General features: G+C 62.2%; 16 protein-coding genes and 1 pseudogene. 9 read left to right on the forward strand and 8 right to left on the reverse strand.

All coding sequences use genetic code 11. The annotated features are described in order from the left end of the window. Positions 1-42 precede the first annotated feature (42 nt). Together NTD88_RS07040 and NTD88_RS07045 are read left to right on the forward strand one after the other, a co-directional pair. Positions 43-1,245 carry an acyl-CoA dehydrogenase family protein gene (locus NTD88_RS07040; RefSeq protein WP_262156247.1) on the forward strand — a complete coding sequence of 401 codons (1,203 nt, stop codon included), beginning with the start codon at positions 43-45 and terminating at the stop codon, positions 1,243-1,245. Positions 1,246-1,347: 102 nt separating this feature from the next. Further along, a complete protein-coding gene (locus tag NTD88_RS07045; RefSeq protein WP_262156248.1) occupies positions 1,348-1,971 on the forward strand; it encodes a dTMP kinase in 624 nt (207 codons plus the stop codon). On the opposite strand, the gene NTD88_RS07050 is transcribed toward NTD88_RS07045, so the two are convergent. The 6 genes from NTD88_RS07050 to phnD all read right to left on the reverse strand — a co-directional run bounded on the left by NTD88_RS07050 (position 1,955) and on the right by phnD (position 8,256). Then, a complete protein-coding gene (locus NTD88_RS07050) occupies positions 1,955-3,439 on the reverse strand; it encodes an EAL domain-containing protein (protein WP_262156249.1) in 1,485 nt (494 codons plus the stop codon). The genes NTD88_RS07045 and NTD88_RS07050 overlap by 17 nt on opposite strands. Before the next feature lie 304 nt (positions 3,440-3,743). Continuing rightward, entirely contained in the window at positions 3,744-4,571 is an 828-nt protein-coding gene (phnX, locus tag NTD88_RS07055) for a phosphonoacetaldehyde hydrolase (RefSeq protein ID WP_262156250.1), read from the reverse strand. Positions 4,572-4,606: 35 nt separating this feature from the next. Then, positions 4,607-5,695 (reverse strand): iron-containing alcohol dehydrogenase PsrA, encoded by a 1,089-nt coding sequence (gene psrA / locus NTD88_RS07060; RefSeq protein ID WP_095153398.1) that lies wholly within the window; start codon positions 5,693-5,695, stop codon positions 4,607-4,609. A 79-nt stretch (positions 5,696-5,774) separates the two neighbouring features. Next, complete coding sequence (gene phnE / locus NTD88_RS07065) at positions 5,775-6,593, reverse strand: phosphonate ABC transporter, permease protein PhnE (protein WP_095153397.1); 819 nt, start codon at positions 6,591-6,593, stop codon at positions 5,775-5,777. Positions 6,594-6,595: 2 nt separating this feature from the next. Then, entirely contained in the window at positions 6,596-7,390 is a 795-nt protein-coding gene (gene phnC, locus NTD88_RS07070; RefSeq protein ID WP_095153396.1) for a phosphonate ABC transporter ATP-binding protein, read from the reverse strand. After that, entirely contained in the window at positions 7,387-8,256 is an 870-nt protein-coding gene (gene phnD / locus NTD88_RS07075) for a phosphonate ABC transporter substrate-binding protein (RefSeq protein ID WP_095153395.1), read from the reverse strand. The genes phnC and phnD overlap by 4 nt, the downstream gene beginning before the upstream one ends. 111 nt (positions 8,257-8,367) lie before the next feature. Between phnD and NTD88_RS07080 the strand changes: the two genes are divergently transcribed. Further along, positions 8,368-9,249 carry a LysR substrate-binding domain-containing protein gene (locus tag NTD88_RS07080; protein ID WP_262156251.1) on the forward strand — a complete coding sequence of 294 codons (882 nt, stop codon included), beginning with the start codon at positions 8,368-8,370 and terminating at the stop codon, positions 9,247-9,249. Between the two features lie 24 nt (positions 9,250-9,273). Here the strand turns inward: NTD88_RS07080 and uraH are convergent, their stop codons facing one another. Together uraH and NTD88_RS07090 are read right to left on the reverse strand one after the other, a co-directional pair. Beyond that, a complete protein-coding gene (gene uraH, locus NTD88_RS07085; protein ID WP_095153393.1) occupies positions 9,274-9,684 on the reverse strand; it encodes a hydroxyisourate hydrolase in 411 nt (136 codons plus the stop codon). A 10-nt stretch (positions 9,685-9,694) separates the two neighbouring features. Continuing rightward, positions 9,695-10,198: a GlcG/HbpS family heme-binding protein gene (locus NTD88_RS07090; RefSeq protein WP_095153392.1), complete on the reverse strand. Its 504-nt coding sequence runs from the start codon at positions 10,196-10,198 to the stop codon at positions 9,695-9,697. 146 nt (positions 10,199-10,344) lie between these two features. Between NTD88_RS07090 and NTD88_RS07095 the strand changes: the two genes are divergently transcribed. The 6 genes and pseudogenes from NTD88_RS07095 to NTD88_RS29135 form a co-directional block, all read left to right on the forward strand. Then, positions 10,345-11,016, forward strand: a complete 672-nt coding sequence (locus tag NTD88_RS07095; RefSeq protein ID WP_095153391.1) for a heavy metal response regulator transcription factor — start codon at positions 10,345-10,347, stop codon at positions 11,014-11,016. Continuing rightward, positions 11,013-12,401, forward strand: coding sequence for a heavy metal sensor histidine kinase (locus NTD88_RS07100; RefSeq protein WP_262156289.1), 1,389 nt, complete (start codon positions 11,013-11,015; stop codon positions 12,399-12,401). The genes NTD88_RS07095 and NTD88_RS07100 overlap by 4 nt, the downstream gene beginning before the upstream one ends. A gap of 51 nt (positions 12,402-12,452) precedes the next feature. Beyond that, positions 12,453-12,977, forward strand: coding sequence for a sigma-70 family RNA polymerase sigma factor (locus NTD88_RS07105; RefSeq protein ID WP_095153386.1), 525 nt, complete (start codon positions 12,453-12,455; stop codon positions 12,975-12,977). 2 nt (positions 12,978-12,979) lie between these two features. Next, positions 12,980-13,918 carry a FecR domain-containing protein gene (locus tag NTD88_RS07110; protein WP_095153385.1) on the forward strand — a complete coding sequence of 313 codons (939 nt, stop codon included), beginning with the start codon at positions 12,980-12,982 and terminating at the stop codon, positions 13,916-13,918. A gap of 78 nt (positions 13,919-13,996) precedes the next feature. Further along, entirely contained in the window at positions 13,997-16,396 is a 2,400-nt protein-coding gene (locus NTD88_RS07115) for a TonB-dependent siderophore receptor (RefSeq protein ID WP_262156252.1), read from the forward strand. 343 nt (positions 16,397-16,739) lie between these two features. Next, a pseudogene (locus tag NTD88_RS29135) lies at positions 16,740-17,666 on the forward strand (cache domain-containing protein); the annotation flags it as partial. Positions 17,667-17,774 lie beyond the last annotated feature (108 nt).

Here is a 17,774-nt window from a genome sequence, read left to right on the forward strand (position 1 = left end):
GCGCACCCACTCTTTACGCGAGACCTTGAACAAGGAACTGTCATGAACAGCGTGTCCGCCGTACCTCCGACCGTCACCCTGGAGCAGCTCAACGCCCGTATCGATCAACTGCTGCCCGTGATCGGCGCCGGTGCTTCGCAGCGTGAACGCGACCGGCAACTGCCTTACGAGGCCGTGGCCCAGCTCGCCAAGGCCGGTCTGTTTACCGCACGTATTCCGGCCAGCCACGGTGGTGCCGGCGCATCGGTGAAAGACGTGATCGCCTTGCTGATCCGCATCGCCTCGGTCGACTCCAACGTGGCGCAGGCGCTGCGTCCGGGCTTCGGATTCCTCGAAGGGCTGCTGGCCTCCAACGCCGACGGCGCCGAGGCCGAGCGCGAGCGCTGGTTCGCCCGCTATCTGCAAGGCGCCGTGATCGGTAATGCTGGCTGGGAAGTGGGCGGCGCCAGCGGCACGATCAGCGCAAGGATCGTTGCCGAAGGCGACCACTACCGAGCGACCGGCAGCAAGTTCTACAGCACCGGCGCGCTGTATGCCGACTGGGTCAGTGCGATGGCACTGGATGACAATGAACAGCCGGTGACCTTCATCATTCCCAGCGACCGCCAGGGCCTGGAATTGCTCGACGACTTCGATGCGATGGGGCAGCGCCTGACGGCCAGCGGCACCACGCACCTGCGCGGGGTGGTGGTCCATCGCGATGAGATCTGCACGCGGATCGTCGAAGAAGGCAAGCGAACGATCGTCACGCCGTTCCTGCAATTGTTCCTGGCCGCGGTTCAGGCGGGTATTGCGCGCAATGCGCTGAATGACGCGGTGAACTTCACCAACCAGCACGCGCGTCCGATCAAACACAGCTCGGCCAGCCGTTCGGTGGACGATCCGTATGTGCAGTTCAGTGTGGGAGAAGTGTCGGCCCGCGCATTTACTGCCGAGGCGGTGGTCCTGCGGGCGGCTGAAACGATCGACCGGGCGTGGGCCAGCGGGCTGGATACGCGGGTGGTGGATCAGGCTGCCGTGGATGTTGCCCAGGCGCAGTACATTGCTGCCGAGTCGGCATTGAAAGCCGCGGAGTTGATCTTTGATGTGGGCGGCGCGTCCACCACAGGACGGACGCACAACCTGGACCGGCATTGGCGCAACGCCCGTACCGTCGCCAACCACAACCCGCGACAATGGAAAGCGGCCGTGGTGGGCGCCTGGCAATTGAGCGGGACGCCACCGCCGACGTCCGGGCTGTTCTGAAGGGCCATAGACCCAAGGCGCCGCCGGCAGGGAATCTTATTGCTGGCGGACCGCCCGTTTTACTGGTAGGAAGTCCCACCCTTACCAATCGTTGTTTAAAGCATGAATCGTCCGCTGTTTGTCTCTCTCGATGGCCCCAAGGGCACCGGAAAAACCACACTGCTGGAGGCCGTCACGAAAGTATTGAGGGCCGACAACAAGAAGGTGATCCGGCTGTGCGAGAAGAAAAGCGACCCCTACCGGGGCGAGACAATGGCACTGGTTAACCAGCTCGTCAGAAATCCCGGTCGCGATCTGGAGTTAAAAGTTTGCGAGCGCTTTGCCGATAGCCGGGCCTGGATTTCCCGGCACGTGCTGCCTGAGCAACCACGGGACAGCATCATCCTGATGGATCGCTGGTATCCGTCTGATGCGGCGTTTCGCCGGCTGGTCCCGTTTGCGGACATCCTCCAGTTGAACCTCGATCGAAATGTGCAGGTGCCAGACCTGCATGTCGGGGTTGTCACCGCCCCGGACGTTTCATGGGCCAGGGCCGCGGCACGCTCGCGCGGGCTGGGCAGTACGCTGATCCACAAGCTGGAAGAACATATCGCCTGTACCCAGGCCTTCGAGCGCGCAGTCGCGGATCACGGTTGGGTGCTGTGCCGTAATGAAGGCACCGTCGAAGAGGCAACGATGCAGGTGGTTGCCGAGATCCAGGGTGTACTGATCAATCAACTACGTTGACCGGCGTTGGAAGCTGGGCGAAGGCTGACTGTTGGTACAACTGCGTGAACTGGCCACATTCCATTGCTTTGGCGAACAGCCAGCCTTGGGCGTATTTGACATGGTTCGCCCGCAGGTAATCGAGTTGCTCCGGCGTTTCCACGCCTTCGGCGACCAATGTCAGTTGCAACGCCAGCCCCATGTCGATGACATGGGAAACCAGGTTGGCCTTGACGTCCTGCTTGCCGATCTTGTCGACGAATGACCGGTCGATCTTCAGCACATCCAGGGACAGCCGTTGCAGGTACTGCAAGCTTGAGTAGCCCGTCCCGAAGTCATCCAGCGCCACCACGAAGCCCGCCTGCCGGGCGTGCTCGATGGTCTTTTTGGCGGAGTCGGGGTCGATAAAGCTGCGCTCTGTCACTTCCAGCCAGATCTGCCCGGGAAGCACATTGGCGCGGGCGATTTCACGCTGGAGGAGCGGCAGGAAACGCCCGGAACACACATCCGCCGCCGCGAGGTTTATCGCGATATGCAGCGAGCGGTCGGCAACCAGCAGCGCGCCGAGGTCGTTGAGGATGCTTTCAATGACCTGATCGGTGATGGGCAGGATGAGCCCGCTGCTTTCGGCAAGGGGAATGAACAGGTCCGGCGGGACCATATCGCCGTTGGGCTTGCGCCACCGGATCAACGCTTCGGCGCCGATACAGCGTTGGCTGTCGAGTTCGATGATGGGTTGGTAGTAAACGATGAATTCACGCCGGCGCACCGCGCGCTCCAGCGCAGCAAGGGGAGACAACGTGCGCCGCCAGGCGCGCAGGACCAGCGTCAGCAGCCAGGCCGCAACGATGGCCCCGAGCGGCAGAAGATACAACTGGTGTTCCCACAGGCTGGCCAGCAGGTGCTGGCGGGGAATCGCGGCGACAACGGTAAAGTTGTGCTGGGGCACGAGGGTGTAAAGAAAACCATCCTTGAGCCCGTGGGTCGGCCCCGCGTGGACCAGCGCCAGAAAATGCGCGGTATTGGGATGGGTCGGCCCCAGCACGCGGCCTTGTTTGGTGCCTACGGCCACCCGGATCCCTTCGTCGAGCGCCACTTCGCGGAATTGTTCGGGGTCGACCAGCACATTGAACGCGGCGTACTGCAAGGCCAGCATCGGTTTGACCAGATCGCTGTCGGACTGCACATCGATGGAAACCTTGACCCCGTCATCGGTGGTGAAGTCTTCGGGCCAGGCTTTCGATTTGGGCCGTGTCGCGCCCCATGACGTACACGCGAAGACATCTTCCTCGTAGCCCACGGACTCCACGGAAAAGGTGTTCATCGCCAGCATGCGCATCTGGTCGATGCCCTCGGGGGAGCACGGCGGCAGGTCGGTGAGGGCGATGCTCTTGAGGGCTTGCGAGGCCTGCTCGAACGTGGTGTTCGCCCGTTCGGAGGCGATCTGGGCGAGGGTGGTGAGCCGGGTCTGGGCCGAATGAATGGTCAAGAACCAACCGACGGCTCCGCTGAGCGCAAAGGGAACAACGACTGCCAGAAAACTCAGGAACAGACCACGTCGCATGATTGTGGAGCGTTTCATTTCACCCGCCTTGGGGAGCTGACCTGGACACCCAGGCCCAATACCTTGTGCATTCGGTTGACCATCGCGCCGACACGGCTGTTGAGCGTCCGTGTCGGCGTGATGGCTACAAGCTAATGGCATTATGGTACTGAACGCGACTATTGCCGGGTCATAGGTTAAAAATCAGCGGCGGGCTTGATTCAGAACAATAAGGAGCGGGCCACGCGGGTCAGCCATTCTGCGGCATCTCGCCGCGTGCCAGGCGTGCGTTGATTTCGGCGATCACCGCCGGCAGTTCAGCGATGGTGTCGATCAGGTAATGGGGGCGCGAGCCCTCGAACAGTTGATCGATCCTCAGGCGCTCCTGTTCCAGTTGCGCCTCGGGCAGCGCCTTGTACTGCTCGTACGTCAGGCCAAGGGCGTTGCCCGAACAGCTCAGGGCCACGGTCCACATGCCAGCGCTGCGACCCTCGAGGATGCCCGGCCAGGTGTCGTCCACCTTGACGCAGGCCGCCACGTCGCTGATGCCCAGGGCGATGACGTTGGCCAAAGCCTGCGCGGGCCAGGGGCGGCCGTTGGGGACTTCATCGGTGGCCACTACATGGTCGGCGACATAGCCGTTGCCCAGCGCCAGGGCCACCACTTTTTCCATCACCACCGCCGGGTAACCCGAGCAGGAGCCGATTTTCAGCCCTTGCCGGCGCAACTGGTCGATGGCTTCCAGCGCGCCCGGAATCAGTGCCGAGTGGTCGGCGATTTTCTCAATCTGCAACGGCATGAAGCGCTCGTAAATGGCGGTTACGTCCTCGTCGGTCGGCCGATGGCCGAAAGCGGCCTCGTAGCGCTCGGCGATGGCCGGGTTATCGCACAAGGTGCGGATATGGTCCCACTTGCCCATGCCCATCGGGCCGCGGGCTTCTTCAAGGCTGACCTGGATGCCGAATTCGGCGAAGGCTTCGACGAAGATCTGGGTCGGCGCGAAGGAGCCGAAATCCACGACGGTGCCTGCCCAGTCGAGGATGGCGGCTTGCAGTTGCTTTGGCGGTTGGTAGTTCATGGCGTTGTTCCAGAGAGTGAAAGGGGAATGGCGTGTCAGGCGCTGGGTGAACCAATGAAATTGCGGCCGCGGGCACCCTGCATGGCGAAGTCGATGATCGCGTCGGCTTCGGTGGCAGATAAGCCGTAGTCTTCGAATTCGGTCTTGACGCCGAGGCGCTGGAGGAAATCGCGCAAGCGGCGCTGGGCGTCGGGCAGGTCGCAGCCGAAGACTTTTTGCAGGGTCCGGTCGCGCCCGGCGTCGCGGCCCCAGGCCAGGCCCAGCACGCGCGGCAGGGTGAAGGAGCAGGCGATGCCGTGGGGCAGGCCGTGGCGCAGGGTCATTTCATAGGAAATGGAGTGGGCCAGGGCGGTCTTGGTGTTGGAGAAGGCCATCCCGGCCTTGAGTGCGGCCAGGGCCATGCGGGCGCGCAGTTCGCGGTTGCCGAGGTCGTGGTGCAGGCGCGGCAGGCAGTCGAGGATGTCTTCGATGGCCGACACCGCGAAGCTGTCCGAGAGCGGGTTGGCGTTGACGTTCCAGATCGATTCCAGCGCGTGGGACAACGCATCCAGGCCGGTGGAGACCGTCACGCCGGCAGGCACGGTGAGCATCAAGTCGGGGTCGATGATCGCGGCCTTGGGCCAGGTGCAGTCCAGGTGCAGGGAGTATTTCTTCTGCTGACCGGTGTCCCATAGCGTCGCCCAAGGCGTGACTTCACTGCCGGTGCCGGCCGTGGTCGGGGCGGCGACCAGGGTCATGTGCCGGGCCGGGACAAACGGTTTGCCGCTGGCCAGCAGGTCCAGCAGTTCGTCGAAACGGCCGGAAGCGGTGCCGACGATCAGCGCCTTGGCGGTATCGATGGCGCTGCCGCCACCCAGGGCCAGCACCGTGTCGCAGTCGGCGTGTTCGGCCCAGAAGCCTTCATGCACGTCGCGCAGCCAGGCCACGTCGGGATTGGGTTGTACGTTGTCGATCACGCAGGCCAGGCGCTCGCCGAGCAGATCGCGGACCCGCTCCACCAGCCCCAGTTGCGCAGCTTCAGGGAAGGTCACCAGGGCGACCTTGCCCTGGCACAGATCGGCGATCCGCTCGAGGCTGCCAGCGCCGAAGACGGTGGTGACAGGGTTGTAGTAACAGGCGGGCATTGCAGTGGCTCCAGGCATGAGTCTGCCCGTCGCGCGCCCGAGGGGACGCACGTGGCAGGGAATGATGAACAGGGTGGAATCAGTGGCGGCCGTTGCCCTGAATGGCTTTGCGCAGGCGGGTGGACACCAGGTCGGCGAGCACCACCATCAGCGTGATGACGAGGATGCAGGTGGCGGTTTCCTGGTACTTGAACAGCTTCAGGCTGCTCACCAGTTCGAAGCCCAGACCACCGGCGCCGACCATGCCCAGCACCGTGGCCGCACGCAGGTTGACCTCGAAGCGGTAAAGCACGACGGCGATCCAGGCGGTGATCACTTGCGGCAACACGCCGAAGGCGATCACCTGCAACGGCCGCGCTCCGGTGGCCTGCAAGGCTTCGATCGGGCCTTGGTCGATTTCCTCGATGCTCTCTGCGAAGAATTTGCCGAGCATACCCACGCCATGCAGCGCCAGGGCCAGCACGCCGGGGAAGGGCCCCAGGCCGACCGCCGAGACGAACACCAACGCCAGGATCAGTTCGTTGATGCTGCGGATCACGTTGAGCAGTTGCCGGGTGCCTTGGTACAGCCAGCGGTTGCTGTGCAGGTTGCGCGCGGCAAGAAAGCCCAGCGGCACGGCGCCGATGATGCCCAGCAGGGTGCCCCACAAGGCGATCTGCAGGGTTTCCATCGCCGGACGCCAGAGGCTGGGCAGGATGCTCATGTCCGGCGGAACCGAACGACCGATGAAATCACCGATCTGCGGCAGACCGTTGGCCAGTTCGCTCCAGCTCAGTTGCGCGCCCTCGGCGCTCCAGTGCAGCACGCAGAGCGCCGCCAGCAACAGGGCGCCGCTGCTCAACCAGCCACGGGTGCTGGTGGGGGTATTGACCAGCCATTGGTGACTTTGCGGGTTCATGCTCAGGCTCCTGTGCCGCTGGAAAACGCGGTGCGGGCGGTGGCCAGCGGCGCATGCGGCTCGCTGGCCGCGGGGTTGTGGTAGATGCGCTGGAGGGCGGCATCGTCCAGTTCGTCGGGGCGTCCGTCGAACACCATCCGGCCGCTGGCCAGGCCGACGATGCGGTCGCCGAACTCACGGGCCAGGTCCACCTGATGCAGGTTGCACACCACAGTGATGCCGAGGCTGCGGGTCGCATCACGCAGGTAATGCATCACCAGGTGGGCGGTTTTCGGATCGAGGCTGGCCACCGGCTCATCGGCGAGTATCACCTTGGGCCGTTGGGCCAGCGCCCGGGCAATACCGACCCGCTGCATCTGCCCGCCGGACAGCGAGTCGGTGCGGGCGCCGGCCTTGTGCTCCAGTTCCACCCGGCGCAGGCAGTCCCGGGCCAGCTCTACATCCTCGCGGCGAAACAGTTGCAGCAGCGAGGTGAGGGTGCCGGTGTAGCCGAGGCGGCCGGTGAGCACGTTCTTCAGCACCGAGAGGCGCGGCACCACGTTGTGATGCTGAAAGATCATCGCTACCCGCCGACGCAGCTCGCGCTGGTCGCGGGCACGCATGGCGTTCACCCCGGCCACTTCCAACTGGCCGCTGTCGGCCTTGGCCAGACGGTTCATGCAGCGCAGCAAGGTCGACTTGCCGGCGCCGGACTGACCGAGGATCACCACGAACTCGCCGGCCCGAACCTCCAGGTCGATGCCCCGCAGTACCGGGTTGTCTGCGTAGTCCTTGGTCAGGTGTTCGACGCGAATCATTTCAGGCCCTTCAGGTCGAGGTCGAGCACCTTGGCGGTGTCGCGCACCACGTCATAGGCGGCGTCGGAGGTGGGCTGGAAGCCGTTGAGCATGCCCTGGTCGCCCCATGGCACATCCTTGATGGCGGCAAAGGCGGTGCGCAGCTTGCCTTGCAGCTCGGGGTCGAGGTTCTTGCGCCAGACCATCGGCGACTCGGGGATGTCCTGGGAAGTCCAGACCACCTGGAAGTCTTCCTTTTTCACCTGACCGCTGTTCACTGCGCCGGCGAGGATGCGGTCGGCGACGGCAGCGGCATCCACCTTGCGGTTTTCCACGGCGAGGATGCTGGCGTCATGGGAGCCGGAGAAAATCACCCGGGAGAACAGCGCTTTCGGGTCGTGGCCGGATTGTTCCAGGCCCGCCTTGGGGAACAGGTGGCCGGAGGCCGAGCTTGGATCGACGAAGGCGAAGGTGCGGCCCTTGAGGTCGTCGAGGCTGCGAATGCCGCTGTCCTGCCGGGCGACGATCAGGCTGTGGTAGGCGCTGGTACCGGTCTTCTTGGTCACCGCCACGGCGAACGCCTCGGCGCCGGCCACCTTGTTAGCCAGGACATAAGAGAAGGGCCCGAGGTAGGCGACATCGAGCTTGCCGGCGCGCAGTGCTTCGATCACGCCGTTGTAGTCGGTGGCCACGAACGGCTTGACCGGAATGCCCAGGCGCTCCTGAAGCTGGTCGATGACCAACTGGCTGCTCTTGATCATGGCCTGCGAGTCCTCGGACGGAATCAGGCCGATGGTGAGGGTTTGCTGGGCTTGCACGGCGGGCGCCAGCAGCAGCGGCAGCAGGGCGAGGCGGGCAGAGCGGAACAGGCGGGTGAGGGTGATCATGGCAGTACCGGAGTGGTTGTTGTCGGTAACGCCAAAGTAGGGCTGTCATGTGACAGTCACCCCATCAATTCAATATGGGTTTTAACGCCAAACCATTCAAAGGATCTATGGATGTCCACCGCCCGCCTGCGCACCTTCCTTGCCGTCGCCCGCCATGCCAGCTTCAGCGCCGGCGCCAGAGCCCTCGGCCTGAGCCAGCCGACCGCCACTAATCAGATCCAGGGCCTGGAGAGGGAATTTAACGTCGAACTCTTTCATCGCCGAGGACGGCGTATCGAAGTGACGGCGGTGGGCCGTGCCTTGCTGCCCATCGCCCAGCAGATGTCGATGCTCGAATCCGAGGCATTCAACCTTCTGCGTGATTCCGGCAAGCTCAACCGGGGTCAGTTGAAGATCGGCGCGGTGGGGCCGTTTCATGTGATCGAAATGGTCGACCGTTACCGGCAGGAGTATCCGCAGATCGATGTATCGATTCGGGTCGGCAACTCGGCGTCGGTGCTGGCAGACCTGGAAAACTACGTGACCGATATCGGTGTGCTGGCGGGGTTGCAGGATGATCCAGCCTTTGTCGTCGAGCGCTATGCGCGGCATTCGGTGATCCTGTTCGCCCATGTCGATCACCCCCTGGCGCGGCATGACGAAGTGCCTTTGCAGGCCCTGCAGGGACAGCCGCTATTACGGCGCGAACAGGGCTCCACGACGCGGCTTGCATTGGAGCGAGGATTGGATGCAGCGGAAGTAACCCCGCGGATCGCCATGGAGATTGGCAGCCGTGAGGCGTTGCGCGAGGCGGTTGTTCGCGGGATCGGGATTGGGGCCGTGTCGGAGGCGGAGTACATCGCCGACCCGCAGTTGAAAGCGATCAGGATCATCGGCGATCCGGTGTATACGGAGACGTTTCTGTATTACCTGGCGGAGCGGCGCAGTAGCCAGGTTATTGCTTCGTTTCAGCAGTGCTTGAAGGCTGCGGGGGGCAAGAGAGGCGCGGGCTAGCGAGCCTCTCTGCGGGGTGGACGCTCAATTCCCTCGGTAGGTAGAGAAACCGTACGGGCTGAGCAGTAATGGGATGTGATAGTGCGCAAGGGTACCGTCTACCTCGAAAATGACCGGTACCTCTGGAAAGAAACTTGAGACGTTGTGAGCCTTGAACCATTCACCGGTTTTGAAGGTGACACGGTAGGTGCCTTTCTCCAGGGCCTGACCCTCGGGATAGAGCCCGGGAATACGACCTTGCTCGTTGGTCGCTGCGCTGTTGAGCATGTTCCAGTTCTTGCCGTCCTGTTTTTCCAACGTGACATTTACCCTCGGAGACGGCAAACCATCCTGCAAGTTGAGTACATGCACGCTGAGCGGGTTTCCTGCCGCTAATGCCAGTGTCGATACGACACTCAATACAAGGCCCGCGAAGAACGCTTTCAATAAAGTCATGATGAAGTCCTTAGTTTTTAACGGCAGGTAAAATTTTGTTGATAGCGGTTAATGCGCAACCCTCATCGAATGCTGCTCCACCAGCACCGGCCACTCCGATAGCGCCAATGACTTGCCCCTCAAACAACAACGGTACGCCGCCGCCCAGCAGCAATAGTTCATCCAGGGTGTTGAGGTTTTCAGCATCGGGTGTACTGCGTGCACGCTCTGCCAATAGCCGTGTTGGCGTCTTGGTCGACAGGGCGGTATAGGCTTTGCGTTGGGCGGCTAATGTGTTGTGCGGGCCAACGTTATCGTCGCGCTGCAGGGCTACCAGATTTCCGCCGCGGTCGACAATTGCAGCAACACCTGTGCGGCCGTCGGCATGACACGCTGCCAGTGCGGCATCAAGCAAGTCATTGGCCATTGCCAGTGATACGTCGCTGCGCTGCACAACTTGATTCGGGGCTGCAACGGCGAGCGCAGAGCTCATTGCGAGTGATATCAGCAATGAGCTCGATAGGCGTATACGCATGTTTTTTCCTTTGTTATTTCTGGCTGATTCAGAGCCAGAGAGGATGACCCGTGCGCTCCGTCAGAATGATTGCCCAATGATTACCAAGATGTAATGTGCCAACACGTGCGGGCGCGTTAGCCTATGGTCCGGTCCCGGAGAAAAAGATGCGTATCCTGATTGTTGAAGATGAAGCGAAAACAGCTGATTACCTCCATAAAGCCCTGACTGAATCGGGCTATATGGTCGAGGTCGCCCTGGATGGCGTGGAGGGCCAGTATCTGGCGCAGGAAAGCGAGTTCGACTTGATCATTCTGGACGTCATGCTGCCGGGTCTGGACGGTTGGCAATTGCTTCAGATCATTCGGCGCAAGTGGCAAACCCCGGTGCTTTTCCTGACCGCCAGAGACTCTGTGGAGGATCGGGTCAAAGGGCTTGAGTCAGGGGCCGATGATTACCTGGTCAAACCATTTTCCTATGCCGAGTTGTTGGCACGCGTCCGCACCCTGCTACGCCGAGGACCGCCCCGCGAGGTCGAGCAATTCCTGGTTGCAGACCTGAGCCTTGATCTGTTGCGGCGCAAAGTTACGCGCAGCGGGGAGCGCCTGACCTTGACCAACAAGGAGTTTGCTCTGTTGCACCTGCTCGTCAGTCGTGAGGGGGAGGTGCTGTCGCGCTCGTTGATTGCTTCGCAGATCTGGCAGATGAACTTTGATAGCGATACCAATGTGGTCGATGTCGCCATCCGTCGACTGCGGGCCAAGGTTGACGATCCTTACCCGCTCAAGTTGATCCACACCGTGCGTGGCATCGGCTACATGCTTGAGGTGCAATCCTGAAACTCTTTCCGCGCTCCCTGAGCTTGCGCCTGGCGGTGATGTTCGCGTTGGTCAGTGCGCTGCTGCTGGGCGCCATTGGCTTTTATCTTTATCAATCGTTACAGCGAGAAATCGCGTGGCGCGACGACCAGGCCCTGCTCGGACGGCTGGAGCGCATGCAGGCGTTGATCAACGACAGTGTCAGTGTCGAGCAACTAAGAGATCGGCCCAAGCTCTACGAAAATATGCTGGGCAATCGCGACAACCTGCTGTGGATTGTCGATGACACTGGCCAGGTGTTGATCCAGATAAACCCGATAAACATGAGCTTGCCCAGGTTACCTGCCGCAGCCCAGGCCCGGCTCGGTGACGGCCATGCTGCGCAGGGCGTGCGGCTTGCATGGAAGAATGTCATGCAGGGACAACGCGGCTTGACCCTGATTGCGGGCAAGTTATTAGGTGAGCGTGAGCAGATGCTGGCGGCTTACCGACTCAAACTCTGGCTCGCCATGTCAGTCGGCGCCCTTTTGGCGTTTGTGCTCGGCGGGTGGGTCAGTCGACGAGGCTTACAACCCGTACGCGTGCTGGCGCAGCATGCGGCCGGCATTGATGTACAGCATCTGCATCTGCGGTTGGATGAGTTCAACGAATTGAGTGAACTACAAGCGCTCAGTCGTTCACTCAATCAAATGCTTGCACGCCTTGAAGAAGGGTTTGCCCAGCTCTCGCGATTCTCCGAAGACCTCGCCCATGAGATGCGAACTCCACTCAGCAACCTGATGGGACATACCCAACAAACCTTGAGGCACTGCCGCTCCATCGAGGACTACCAGAACCTGCTGGTTTCCAATCAGGAAGAATATGAGCGCCTGGCGCGGATGATCGACAGCATGCTGTTTCTCGCGCGTACCGAGCAGTCGCAGGCATCGGTAAATGAAGAACTTATCGACCTGCACGATCTGGCTGAGCAACTGTGTGAGTACTTCGAAGGCGTGGCGCAAGAGCGTGATGTCACGCTGGTTAATCACGCCCATGGTCAGTTACGGGCTGATCCGGCGTTGATACGTCGAGCATTGGCTAACCTGCTCGCCAACGCACTGCGTTATGGGGCTCCCGCTGAGGCAGTGACTATCAGCAGCGTGGTGTGGGAGGGCAGGGTTGTAGTTACGGTGCACAACCTCGGCCAGCCGATTTCAGCAGAGCATCTGCCTCGACTGTTTGAGCGCTTTTATAGGTGTGATCCTTCACGCAATCAGCCGGATGATTCTGGCGGTTTGGGGTTGGCAATCGTGCGTTCGATCATGCAGTTGCATGGCGGCAGGGTAACTGTGGATAGCGGTCAATCAGGGACGAGCTTTCGTTTGGAGTTTCCTGTGCGGAAGGCTTTAGCCGTTCAGTTGCGGTAACACCAATCTAAAGGCATCATTTGCTAATAATTCCCATTAGCAAAATATTCCATGTCCTCCGTCCCTCTCGATAATCAGCGTCTCGCCTTACGTAACCGCGTTCTGCAGCAGATGTTCGGCGATCACCATGACTGGCTGTTGCAGCGCTTGCGCGCACGCCTGGGCTGCAGTCATGACGCTGCCGACATGGCTTCTGAGACTTTCGCCCAGGTGGTGAAGTTGCCCGACCCGCAAGGCATACATGAACCGCGAGCCCTGCTCACCACCATCGCCAAGCGCCTGGTGTTCGCCACCTGGCGGCGACGCGATCTGGAGCGTGCCTACCTGGAAGCGCTGGCTCAGCAAGTTCCGGGTTACGAACCGTCGGCGGAAGAGCAAGTGCAGGCGCTGGAAACCTTGAGCAACCTCGACCGCATGCTCGATGGCTTGTCGCCGCTGGGACGCAGTGCCTTTCTTTACAGCCAGCTGGAAAACCTCACTTACGCCGAAATCGGCTCACGCCTGGGTATTTCCGCGCCCCGCGTGCATCAGTACGTGGCCAAGGCCTTGGCCCTGTGCTACCTGGCGCTGGAGTGAGCATGCCGCAGACACGACTGCCAACAGCGGTGGCCGAAGCGATCGAATGGCTGGCGCTTCACCGCTCAGGAAGCATGAGCGACGCCGATCGCCAGCGTTTTCAGCACTGGTTGAGCCTCAGCCCTGATCACCCGCAGGCCTGGCAGCGCCTTGAGCAACGCCTTGGCCAGGTCTTCGCCGATATGCCACCGATGGCCCGTCAGGTGCTCAGCACCGAGGCCGCTAGCCGTCGGCGGTTGTTGCGCGGAGCGCTGGCGGTCGCCGGCATTGGTGCCGGTGGCTGGTGGTTGCAGCGCCTGGGTCTGCTGCCCTTTGCGGGGGGCGACCTGCACACCGGCTTCGCCGAGCGCCGGGCATTCACCCTGGAGGACGGCAGCCGTGTGGTGCTCAACGCCCAGAGCCGTGTGGACCTTGCCTTCGCCGGCCGGTCGCGCACGCTCATCCTGCGTGAAGGGGCGCTGAGCATTCAGGTAGCCGCTGACCCGCAACGGCCGCTGATCGTTGTCACTGCCTTTGGCGAGGTGCGCGCCCTGGGCACGCGCTTTACCGTCACCCTGCAGGAGCGGGCTGCCAACCTCTGGGTGCAGGAGTCACGGGTGCAAGCGCAAGCACCCAACGGTGCCCGCCTGGAGTTGGGCAGCGGTGAGGGCGCAGTGCTGTCCGGCAGCGGGATCCATGCGCTCGATCCCAACCGTGCCGGCGAGGGCCGTTGGGAAGACGGTTATCTGGAAGTTCACGATCAGCCTCTGGGCGCGGTGATCGATGCCCTGCGGCCCTATCGACGCGGCGTGCTGCGTATCAGCCCCGACGCCGCCGCGTTGCGGGTCTCGGGAGTATTTGCGCTGGATGACAGCACGCAGGTCCTGCATACGCTGCAAGAAACCCTGCCGGTTCGGGTCGACCAGCGTTTCGCCTGGTGGACCCAGGTGAGCCGGCGCTGAATTTTTTCATCGTCCCCTTAATAACGGAGCCCCTCGCGTCACATAGGTGGCATCGACTACCTATCGGGACCGCTGCCCATGTACCGGACATACCGTTTCAGCCTGACACCACTGGCCCTTGCCCTGACCTTGAGCGCACTACACGCGCCTGTCGTTGCGGCGATCGAACCCGACGCTCAGCAGCAAGTGCATGGTTTCGACCTGCCGGCCGGCGCGCTGGATGCAACCCTGACCGCCATCGCCCGGCAAAGCGGGCGCGGCATTTCCTATGACGCGTCGCTGACCCGTGGCCTGACGGCGCCAGCGCTGCGTGGCCGGTTCAGCACCGAGCAGGCGTTGAATCAGGCGCTGCAAGGCACCTCGCTGCAACTGGCCGTCACACCCGGCGGAGCCCTGAGTATCGGGCCGCGTGCGGACGATGTGTTGCACCTCTCCGACATCGACGTGTCCGGGCTGGCGTTCGAGCAGGATGCCTGGGGGCCGGCGTACAGCAAGGTCGCCCGGCGCAGCGCAACGATGAGCAAGACCGACACGCCGCTGTTGGAGACACCCCAGTCAGTGTCGGTCATCACCCGCGAGGAGATGGTTTCGCGCCAGCACGACAGCCTGGCCGACGTGCTTGGTTATACCGCCGGCGTGGTCACGCAGCCCAACGGCTACAGCCGGGTGGCCGATGACTACCGCTTGCGCGGTTTCGACATCGGCCCACGTACTGGGAGCGTGCTGCGCGATGGCATGAAGATGCAGAGCACTCAGTTCGAAGGAGGGCAGGAGCCCTATGGCCTGGAGCGTGTCGAGGTGCTCAAGGGCGCGTCCTCGGTGCTTTATGGACAACTGGCACCGGGTGGCTTGATCAACACCACTAGCAAGCGGCCGACCCTGGCCCCGCTGCACGAGCTCAACCTGGAATACGGAAATCATCAGCGCCGGCAGATTTCCACCGACCATAGTGGCGTGCTGGATGACCAGGGGCGCTTCAGCTACCGCCTGACTGCCCTGGTTCGCGACAGTGGCACGCAATACGAAGAGATCGATGACGACAAGCAGTACATCGCGCCGGCCCTGACCTGGCAAATGGACGATGACACCCGCCTGACGCTGTTGGCCAGCCACCAGCGCACCCAGACCACACTGACCCCACCGATCCGCTACGACCTGACCACCTTCAGCAAGACGCCAGGCTACAAGGTGCCGTATGACCTGTTCCCCGGCGAACCGGACTTCGACGACTACGACGGCACCCTGGAGACCTTCGGTTACCTGCTGGAAATCCGCCTGAGCGATCAGTTGCAAGTGCGCCATGCTGTCCGTTACTTCGAATCGCGCAGCGACTACGACTACATCACCCTCAACAGCAGCCGCGTCACCGGGGCGAACCTGAACAACCTGACCCGCAGCTACAATGCCCGCGAGGACGTTTCCACCGGCTGGACCAGCGACAGCAACCTGACCCTCGACCTCGCGCATGGCAACTGGCGCCACACCCTGCTCGGCGGCATCGACTACTACCGCAAGACCTACGACAGCCATCGGCACAGTGGCAGCGCGCCGACCCTGGACCTGGCCAATCCGGTCCATGGCAACCTGCCGAAGGTGAATACCGCCGTCGACAGCGGGTCGGACCTGCACAGCACGCAGATGGGGATCTACCTGCAAGAGCAGGCCACGTTCGACGAGCGCTGGGTGGTGGTGCTGGGAATGCGCCAGGACTGGGCCGAAAACAACACCCGCAACTACCGCGACGGCTCGCGCAGCACCGTCACTGACCGCAAGACCACCGGCCGGGTGGGGCTGGTGTACCTCACCGAGAACGACTGGGCGCCGTATGTCAGCTACAGCCAGTCGTTCCTGCCGTCTGCCGGCACCGACAGCAATGGCGACACCTTCGAGCCTACCGAAGGCGAACAGTACGAGGTCGGTGTGCGCTACCAGCCAGCCGATCGCGAGCTGCTGATCAGCGCCGCGGTGTACCAGCTGACCCAGCGCAATGTGTTGACCTCGATCGCCGGCTCCGACTTCGACGAGCAGACCGGCAAGGAACGCAGCACCGGCGTCGAACTTGAGGCCAAGGCACAACTGACGACCAACCTGGCGATGAACGCCACCTACGCCTACACCGATGCGCACATCCTGTCCGACAACGACAAGACGCTCGAAGGATCGCGGATCGAAGGCACGCCGTATCACAGTGCCGCCTTATGGCTGGACTACGGGTTGGGCTTGTTGGGATTGCCCGACGTCACTGTTGGCGCCGGTGCCCGATACAACGGCACTACCCACACCGTGCCGAGCGTGAGCGACCGCAAGATCCCGGCCTATACCTTGTTCGATGCACGCGTCACCTACCGGGTGAATGACCAATGGCAGGTGAGTGCTCGCGCCCAGAACCTGGCCAATGAGCGCTATGTGTATTGCGCAAACTCGTGCCGCTATGGCGATGAGCGCAGTGTGGTCGGGGCGGTCAGTTACAACTGGTAGCGGTGTTGCCGGTCGTCCATGGCTGTTACCTGGCTTCCACGCAAAGGCACCCCGCATCGTTCTAAAGTGCGCACCATCGCGGTCGATAAATCAGGGTACGCATGGGCGCTATTTCCTCATAACAACACATGCGACGTTCAGTATTGCGTTTTCCTTGCCAAAACTATAAATACCCGCAGGTGAAGTCATGAATATCAAGCAGAAGCTGACCTGGGCGTTCGCGGCTATCGCGTGCGTCCCGGTCATCCTGGTCGCCGTTTTGGTGGTGCTGAATCTGCGAGAGGGGGCCCTGGTCAATTTCCTCGACAGCAGCGGTCGCGAGATCCGCCAGATCGACAATGGCATGAAGCAGTTTTTCGACGGTATCAGCCAAAACGTCGACTACGTAGCGAAGGACCCGCGCGTTGTCGCCGCCAAAGACCTCAAGAGCTACGCTGGCGCCGAAGCAGCGCAAATTCCCCTCACCCAGACCAACAAAGAGCTGCTGGCGATATTCGAGCAGTTCGCCAAAAGCCATCCGAGTACCGCTTACCTGTCCCTGGGCCTGAAAGACGGCGGCTACGCCAGTTGGCCGGACGACACCAAGCTGAGCAACTACGACCCGCGGGTACGTCCCTGGTACAAAGCGGCCATCGCCGCGCCAGGCACCACCGTGCGCACCGGTGCCTACTATTGGGCGCCGGACGATGTGACGTTGATCGGCACGGTGCACACTGTCGCCGACGCTGCGGGAAATATCCTCGGCGTGGTTGGCCTGGACGTGTCGCTCAAACAGCTCACCGAACTGGTGCGCAACATCAAGCTGGGTGACAGCGGCTACCTGATGCTGGTGGAAGCCAACGGCAACGTACTGGTCGACCCCAGCGACGCCAAGCACAACTTCAAACCCCTGGCCGACCTGGGCCCCAACTACGCCGAACTCGCCAATCGAGGCGACGGAGTGACCCAGATCGAGATTGATGGTGTGCCCTACATGGCCAACGTGGTCAGCTCCAACGGTCTGGGCTGGCGCTTTATCGGCCTGATCAAGCGTGATGAAGTGATGGCCGAAGCCACCCGCCTGACCTGGTTGATTGCGGCCATAGCAGCGGCATTGGCGTTGGTGTTCGCGGTCGTAGGCGCAAGCTTTGCAAGTGTCATCGTGCGCCCGATTCGCGGCGTGGCCGACGGCCTGCAAGAAATGGCCGAGGGGGAGGGCGACCTGACGCGCCAACTCAAGGTGCAGGGCAAGGACGAAACCGCCAGTCTGGCGGGCTGGTTCAACCAGTTCCTGGGCATGATTGCACAACTGGTGCAGCGCATCGGCAACGCCTCATCGGACCTGCAGACCGCCGCCGTCGATACCCGCGAAGTGGCCAACAACATGAACCAGGCCGCA

It is taken from the genome of Pseudomonas sp. 20P_3.2_Bac5, assembly GCF_025466035.1.
Taxonomy (GTDB): domain Bacteria; phylum Pseudomonadota; class Gammaproteobacteria; order Pseudomonadales; family Pseudomonadaceae; genus Aquipseudomonas.

What these genes read in the sequence shown, in the direction of transcription:
- NTD88_RS07110 (WP_095153385.1), top strand. Translation starts at nt 12,980, where the DNA reads ATGCCGCAGACACGACTGCCAACAGCGGTGGCCGAAGCGATCGAATGG.
- phnD (WP_095153395.1), bottom strand. Translation starts at nt 8,256, where the DNA reads ATGATCACCCTCACCCGCCTGTTCCGCTCTGCCCGCCTCGCCCTGCTG.
- NTD88_RS07115 (WP_262156252.1), top strand. Translation starts at nt 13,997, where the DNA reads ATGTACCGGACATACCGTTTCAGCCTGACACCACTGGCCCTTGCCCTG.
- NTD88_RS07040 (WP_262156247.1), top strand. Translation starts at nt 43, where the DNA reads ATGAACAGCGTGTCCGCCGTACCTCCGACCGTCACCCTGGAGCAGCTC.
- phnC (WP_095153396.1), bottom strand. Translation starts at nt 7,390, where the DNA reads ATGATTCGCGTCGAACACCTGACCAAGGACTACGCAGACAACCCGGTA.
- NTD88_RS07045 (WP_262156248.1), top strand. Translation starts at nt 1,348, where the DNA reads ATGAATCGTCCGCTGTTTGTCTCTCTCGATGGCCCCAAGGGCACCGGA.
- psrA (WP_095153398.1), bottom strand. Translation starts at nt 5,695, where the DNA reads ATGCCCGCCTGTTACTACAACCCTGTCACCACCGTCTTCGGCGCTGGC.
- uraH (WP_095153393.1), bottom strand. Translation starts at nt 9,684, where the DNA reads ATGACTTTATTGAAAGCGTTCTTCGCGGGCCTTGTATTGAGTGTCGTA.
- NTD88_RS07090 (WP_095153392.1), bottom strand. Translation starts at nt 10,198, where the DNA reads ATGCGTATACGCCTATCGAGCTCATTGCTGATATCACTCGCAATGAGC.
- phnE (WP_095153397.1), bottom strand. Translation starts at nt 6,593, where the DNA reads ATGAACCCGCAAAGTCACCAATGGCTGGTCAATACCCCCACCAGCACC.
- NTD88_RS07105 (WP_095153386.1), top strand. Translation starts at nt 12,453, where the DNA reads ATGTCCTCCGTCCCTCTCGATAATCAGCGTCTCGCCTTACGTAACCGC.
- phnX (WP_262156250.1), bottom strand. Translation starts at nt 4,571, where the DNA reads ATGAACTACCAACCGCCAAAGCAACTGCAAGCCGCCATCCTCGACTGG.
- NTD88_RS07095 (WP_095153391.1), top strand. Translation starts at nt 10,345, where the DNA reads ATGCGTATCCTGATTGTTGAAGATGAAGCGAAAACAGCTGATTACCTC.
- NTD88_RS07080 (WP_262156251.1), top strand. Translation starts at nt 8,368, where the DNA reads ATGTCCACCGCCCGCCTGCGCACCTTCCTTGCCGTCGCCCGCCATGCC.